Annotated in this window: 8 protein-coding genes; all 8 read left to right on the top strand. The window is 67.2% G+C overall.

Annotated features, from left to right (window positions below):
• The first annotated feature begins 233 nt into the window (after positions 1-233).
• Positions 234-731, top strand: coding sequence for a flagellar assembly protein FliW (locus FJY88_11275; GenBank protein ID MBM3287915.1), 498 nt, complete (start codon positions 234-236; stop codon positions 729-731).
• A gap of 24 nt (positions 732-755) precedes the next feature.
• Positions 756-1,010, top strand: coding sequence for a carbon storage regulator CsrA (csrA, locus tag FJY88_11270; protein ID MBM3287914.1), 255 nt, complete (start codon positions 756-758; stop codon positions 1,008-1,010).
• Positions 1,011-1,205: 195 nt separating this feature from the next.
• A complete protein-coding gene (locus FJY88_11265; protein ID MBM3287913.1) occupies positions 1,206-1,502 on the top strand; it encodes a hypothetical protein in 297 nt (98 codons plus the stop codon).
• A complete protein-coding gene (locus FJY88_11260; protein MBM3287912.1) occupies positions 1,499-2,191 on the top strand; it encodes a PilZ domain-containing protein in 693 nt (230 codons plus the stop codon). The genes FJY88_11265 and FJY88_11260 overlap by 4 nt, the downstream gene beginning before the upstream one ends.
• A gap of 37 nt (positions 2,192-2,228) precedes the next feature.
• Entirely contained in the window at positions 2,229-3,779 is a 1,551-nt protein-coding gene (locus FJY88_11255) for a PAS domain S-box protein (GenBank protein MBM3287911.1), read from the top strand.
• Positions 3,754-5,184 (top strand): sigma-54-dependent Fis family transcriptional regulator, encoded by a 1,431-nt coding sequence (locus tag FJY88_11250; protein MBM3287910.1) that lies wholly within the window; start codon positions 3,754-3,756, stop codon positions 5,182-5,184. Before FJY88_11255 ends, FJY88_11250 begins: the two co-directional genes overlap by 26 nt.
• A 190-nt stretch (positions 5,185-5,374) precedes the next feature.
• The gene (locus FJY88_11245) at positions 5,375-5,653 is read left to right on the top strand and encodes a sigma-70 family RNA polymerase sigma factor (protein ID MBM3287909.1); all 279 of its coding nucleotides are present in this window, start codon (positions 5,375-5,377) and stop codon (positions 5,651-5,653) included.
• A 4-nt stretch (positions 5,654-5,657) separates the two neighbouring features.
• Positions 5,658-5,868, top strand: a 211-nt coding sequence (locus FJY88_11240; GenBank protein ID MBM3287908.1) for a hypothetical protein, incomplete at its 3' end; no start/stop codon positions are given.

The following is a 5,868-nucleotide window of genomic DNA, read 5'->3' as shown; positions in this document are numbered from 1 at the left end:
GCTGGCGCCGGCCGCGATCCCTCTCGGTCGGCGGCGGCCGGGCCATTCTCCCCAGCTTCCCCCCGCCCCGAACTTTTCCCCGCCGCCAGGCGAGAGATGGCTCAAGAAGGGGGCTCCGATCGCCCGATCACTGCCTTCGAGGGGCCCCCGGCCTTCGTGCCGGCAGGCAAGATCCGCACGATCGGGGCAAGGAGCGACCCGGAGGTACGGATGCAACCACAGGAAGTGTCTTGATGGCGAAGATCAGATGCCGCGAGCTTGGCGAGATCGATCCCCGGGACGCCGAGCAGGTCGAGATGCCCGAGGGGCTGATCGGTTTCGAGAGGCACCACAGCTTCCTTCTATGCGAGCACGAGGAGTATGAGCCGTTTCGGTGGCTCGTCTCGATGGCCGATCCCGATCTCGCCTTCGCGCTCGCCGATCCAGGCTACTTCGTCCGCGAGGCGTATCACCTGACGCTCAACGAGATGGACATGGATCTCCTGGATCTCAAGGAAGGGGATCCGCTCGAGGTCCTGGTGATCGTCTCCATCGATGAGAAGACCGGATGGGTGGTCGGAGATCTCAAGGGCCCCATCATCGTCAACCGCAGGAGCGGCCTGGCCAGGCAGATCCTTGTCTACAGCGCGAGACACTCCGCAAGGCAGCCGATGCGCTTGATGAAGGAGCCCGGCGAGGAAGGCGGACGCTTCGAGACGACCGTGCGCATCGTCGATCGGCGTGTGGCCTGACCGCGCAGGCCCTGAGGAATCCGGATGCTGATCCTGACACGGAAGTTGGGCGAGAACATACGGATCGGTGAGCGAATCCGCATCGTGATCCTCGACATCAAGGGGGGGCAGGTCAAGCTCGGCATCGACGCCCCTCCCGATGTCGCGGTTCATCGCGAGGAGATCTACGAACGGATCCGGGAGGAGAACCGGCGCGCGGCGAACGTGTCCTCCCGAACCCTCCGCGAGGCCGCGCAGATCATCCAGAAGAGCCGCCCGACGCAGAAGCCGTCCGACTGACCCGGCCCGGCCCACTGCGCGCGCCGCCCCCGGCGCCCCGCGAGAGACGCGAGTGGCCGAGCCCGGCGCGGGGTCGCGCTCCGCGAGCAGACTCGCCCTTCAGGTCGGCGCTTGACGGGCCGATTCATTCGGTAGTCGTGGGGTTTCGGCCCGGGGGAGCGCGTCCCCCGGTCCCCCTGCACCCGGAGGTCGGGCGTGAGCAGAAGTGGCGACGAGCGAGGCGCGGGCAAGTCCGTTCCCTCTCCGGAGGGGGGAAAGGTGGTCTCCTATGCGCGCTACCTGCGGGCTCGCGAGGAATGGCGGGGGACCGACGCTTCCGAGGAGGCCGAGGGCTCTTCGCCCGCTGCCCGCGCGGACAAGATCAGGCTGGTTCGCTGCCGCATTCGCGATGGCTACTACGATCGGCCTGAAGTGCTCGAGGAGATGATCCGCCGCTTGCTGGCGTCGCTGAGGACGGAGCGGGGGAGGAACTCCCAGCGCAGGCGAAGATGAAGGCCTCTCCTCCCCCTGAGCGTTCGAGGGCGCGGATCCTGGGGCCGCGAGCGATCGTGGTTCTGGAGGATCCCAGGGCCGGCTCGCGCGGCAAGGTGCGCATCCTGGCGCGCAGCGATCGCCTTCTCGAAGTCGAGTCCCTGACCGGCTCCGACGCCCCGTTTCCATGGGCTGCCGGAACCGGATTGCAGCTGCGCGCGGCCCGCCCGTTCGGTCTCTTCTGCTACTGGGCCATCGTGGCGGAGGCCGGCGGGGAGGGCCGAGGAGTCCTGAAGCTCGATCCCTCATGCCCCAAGCGGAGGCAGATGCGAGGCTACTTCAGGATGCCGGTCCGTTTGGCGGCCCTCGTCGAGACCCGGTCCCGATCGGTGACGACGCCGATGCTCCGGGCCTCCAATCTCTCCGGCAGCGGAATCCTGCTCGACGATCCGGGGGGACTCCTGGCCCCCGGGGCACGGGTGCGCCTCGGCCTGCCAATCGCTCCGTCCGGAGAGCTCATGCGGCTCTCGGCCCGGGTCGTGCGCATGCAGGCAAGCCCCAGGCGCGCCGCCCTGACCTTCGACCGCATCACAGAGGGCGAACGTCTCATCGTCCTTCGTTACCTCTTCCGCGAGTACTGCAGGAGGAGAAAGCGAAGACGGTTCCCGCGCATCGACGGGGCGCGGATCACGCCGATCAAAAGGACTTGAGGGGCTGGCGGTCGCGCTGTTAGTGTGGCGCGGCGGCATGGATACCCTGACACAGACGCTCCGGCGGTCGCTCGGGCGATGCCGCTTCGGGCTCTACGTGCGAAGCGGCGACGGCGGAAAGCCCGTGCTGCGCTCCTCGAGCCTCCGGTGGACGCCTCCGGCCAACCTCGCGCCGGTTCTCGAGGATGCCGCCGCCTGGAAGAGCCCGCTTCCCGGAAAGCCCCTCCCTCTCCCCGCGCGGCCGGGCCGTTCTCCCGCGAGTCCCGCGAAGCGCGGAGTCTTCCTTCTTCCGATCGGCGACGAGGAAGGAGTGGCCGCGATCCTCGCGTTCGGGGCGACATCGAGCGGCCCGCATCCTCTGGGAAGCGCCAGGGGTCGGGAATCGATCGCGGCGGCCATCGCCTCGCGCCTGCGGGCCGAGACCTGCGGGCGGGCGCATCGAGAGCTCGCGAGCGTGCATGAGATCCTTCTTTCGTCCCTTCCTCTGGGAGTCATCCTGATCGACAGCGCCGGGAAGGTCCTGGATCTCAGTCCGGAAGCGGAGAAGGTGCTCGGGTTCCGGAGGGGGGAGGCGATCGGATCGGATTGCCTCAGGGTCTTCCGGCCCGCGGGCATCGGCGACAACCCCCTTCTGCTCGGCCTGAAGGGAAAGGCGACGCGGGCCGAGCTCTACCTCCTCGATCGAGATGGGAGCGAGAAACCGGTCTGGGTGCAGATGCAGAGGATCCCGCCGGGCGCGGGAGAGTCGGCCGACGGGCTCCTGGTCCTTCTGCGCGACACATCCGAGGAGCGCGCGTTCGAGGAGGACAGGCGGAGGCGCGAGCGCCTGGCATCGATCGGAGAACTCTCGGCCGGCGTCGCGCACGAGATCCGCAATCCGCTGACGGGGATCGGCAACTGCGCGCAGGTCCTCAGGGATCGCATCGCGCGCGAGGATCCGATGCAGCGGCTCGTCCAGATCATCCTGGACGAGGCGACCCGGCTCAACCGCATCGTCGATTCCCTCCTGTCCTACGCCCGCCCGGGTCAGCCCCGTCTGCGGCAGGAGGAGATCCACGGGATCCTGATGCGCGTCCTCGAGATCGAGGGTGAGCGGATGAGGAGGCTTGGAATCAGCGTCGAGCTGAAGGCCCGCGGGCGGATCCCGGCCATCCATATCGATCCGGAGCAGATCACCCAGGTCCTCTTGAATGTATTCCGCAACGCGGTCGAGGCGATGCCCGACGGGGGCCACCTGGCCGTGGAGTCCTCCGTGATCCGCCGCCGGCCGCACCTGCGCCGCGGAATCGGCCAGCGCAAGAGCGACAGGATCCGCTACGATCGAGAAGCGCCTCTGAAGCGATACCTGCAGATCCGCGTCCGCGACACCGGCAAGGGGATCTCGAAGGAGGCGCTGGGGAGGATCTTCGACCCGTTCTTCACGACGCGATCGAAGGGGACCGGGTTGGGGCTGTCCATCTCGCAATCGATCATCATGGAACATGGCGGGTTCATCACGGTGCACTCGATCGAGAACAAGGGGACCACGGTGATGATCGATCTTCCGATCGAGAGGAGGGAAGGTGAGAGACGGAAAGCAAATGGATGAGGCCATCCACCGTCTCTTGATCGTCGACGACGAGGTCTCGATCCGCGTCTCGCTGGCCGAGGCGCTCGCGGGCGAGACGACCTCGGTCCAGACGGCGGCCAACGGCAAGGAGGCCTTCTCTCTGCTCGCCAGCGAGATGATCGACCTGGTCTTGCTCGACCAGAAGCTCAAGGAATCGGGAGAGGACGGGATCGAGATTCTGAGGGAGATCCGCCGGCGCTTCCCGGAGGTGATCACCATCATGATGACCGCCTACGGGCGGATCGACTCGGCGGTCGAGGCGACCAAGCTCGGGTGTTTCCAGTACATCACGAAACCGCTCGACGTGAACCAGCTGAAGCTCCTGATCGCATCGGCTCTCTCGACCTCTCAACTGCGCCGGGAGGTCGAGATCCTGAGGCAGCAGCAGGAGAAGGTCTTCAGCCCCCTGGATGTCTTCGGATCGAGCCAGAAGATCCGCGAGCTGCTCGAGCAGGTTCGCCGGGCCGCTTCAAGCCCCTCCTCGACCGTCCTCATCCGGGGAGAGACGGGCGTGGGCAAGGAGCTGATCGCGCGCCAGATCCACGCCACGAGCCCCGTGGGCTCCGGCCCCTTCGTCGACTTCAACTGCAGCGCGGTGCCTGAGAATCTCGTCGAATCGGAGCTCTTCGGGCATGAGAGGGGAGCCTTCACCGACGCGAAGGGGAGCAGGCGCGGCCTCTTTGAGATGGCCGACCGCGGCAGCCTCTTCCTCGACGAGATCGCCGAGATGCCCGCCTCGATGCAGGCGAAGCTCTTGCGCGTCCTGGAGACGAAGTCGTTCCGGAGGCTGGGATCGACGTACGACTTGCGGGTGCATGTCCGCGTGATCGCCGCGACCAACAAGGACCTGGTCCAAGAGGTCGAGGCGGGCAGGTTCAGGGAGGATCTCTATTACCGCCTCGATGTGATTCCGGTCCATGTCCCGCCTCTGCGGGATCGGAGGGATGACATCCCGGTCCTCGCGCGGCACTTCCTCGATCGGTTCAACCGCGAGCTCGGCCGGAGCATCCGGGAGATCTCTCCGAAGGCGATGGATCTGCTCCTGTTCCACTCCTGGCCCGGAAACGTGCGGGAGCTGCGCAATCTGATAGAGAGAATGGTCCTGATGACGCAGGACGATGAGATCCGTCCGGAGCACCTTCCGCAGCAGATCGCGGCCGGGGCCGCGACTCCCCGAGGACAGAAGACGTCCGCGGCGATCGCCTTCCCGTCGGAGCGCCTTGCCACCCTGCAGGAGATCGAGCTGGCGGCGATCAACCACACGCTCTCGTGCGTCGCGGGAAACAAGACCAAGGCGGCCGAGGTCCTCGGGATCAGCCGGCAGACGCTGCGGTCCAAGCTTCGCGAGGGGGGGATCGAGGAAGGCGACTCGGCCAGCTTCTGACCTGCGCCGGTCGGAGGACCGATCGATCTCTTGCCGGCGGGCGAGATCGAAGCTCCTATCCCGGGAGCCGCCAGCCCGACAAGACCCGTCATTCCATGTCCATATCGGCCGTCGCACGCGGAGCGCGCCTGTGGCATGCCTGTTGCATCGATCCTCGCCGGGGCGACCCGCGCCCGGGAAGGGGGATCAGATGCCCATCGTTCCGTTCGGCGGCGGAAAGAAGCGGCGGCCGGAATCCGCGAAGGCGATCTTCTTCGAGCGAAGAGTCGTCCGCGCGGCGGTCGGCGGCTTCACGTCGAGACAGCGGCTCGCCTTCGCGCTCTATCATTGCGAGGGGCTCACGGTCCAGGCGATCGCGCGCGTCATGCGCACTTCCCCGCAGGCTGTCGAGAGGATCCTCTCGAGCGGGACGGTGCGGATCGCGCGCGCGCTGGCGGGCGAACGGCGCAAGGATGCCCTTCGAGCCTGAGCGGATGAGTCGCGGGACGATCGTGGAGACGGGAAGGGGGCTGAGCCAGCCCGTCAGGTGCCTCGTGGTCGATGCCTCCGCGTGCGTCGTCGGGCAGATCCACTCCACCCTCTCCCTTCTCACGCCCGGCATCCGGCTGCTGTCGCCGGCTCGCGGAGGCCCGGAGGCCCTGCGGGCGATCCGCGATCTCCGTCCCGATCTCCTCTTCCTCGATC

The sequence above is a fragment of the Candidatus Eisenbacteria bacterium genome, assembly GCA_016867495.1.
GTDB lineage: Bacteria > Eisenbacteria > RBG-16-71-46 > CAIMUX01 > VGJL01 > VGJL01.
This window is presented reverse-complemented; position numbering and strand designations above follow the sequence as displayed.

Coding starts and splice junctions, on each gene's coding strand:
- FJY88_11245 (MBM3287909.1), top strand. CDS start 5,375: ATGCCCATCGTTCCGTTCGGCGGCGGAAAGAAGCGGCGGCCGGAATCC.
- csrA (MBM3287914.1), top strand. CDS start 756: ATGCTGATCCTGACACGGAAGTTGGGCGAGAACATACGGATCGGTGAG.
- FJY88_11255 (MBM3287911.1), top strand. CDS start 2,229: ATGGATACCCTGACACAGACGCTCCGGCGGTCGCTCGGGCGATGCCGC.
- FJY88_11275 (MBM3287915.1), top strand. CDS start 234: ATGGCGAAGATCAGATGCCGCGAGCTTGGCGAGATCGATCCCCGGGAC.
- FJY88_11260 (MBM3287912.1), top strand. CDS start 1,499: ATGAAGGCCTCTCCTCCCCCTGAGCGTTCGAGGGCGCGGATCCTGGGG.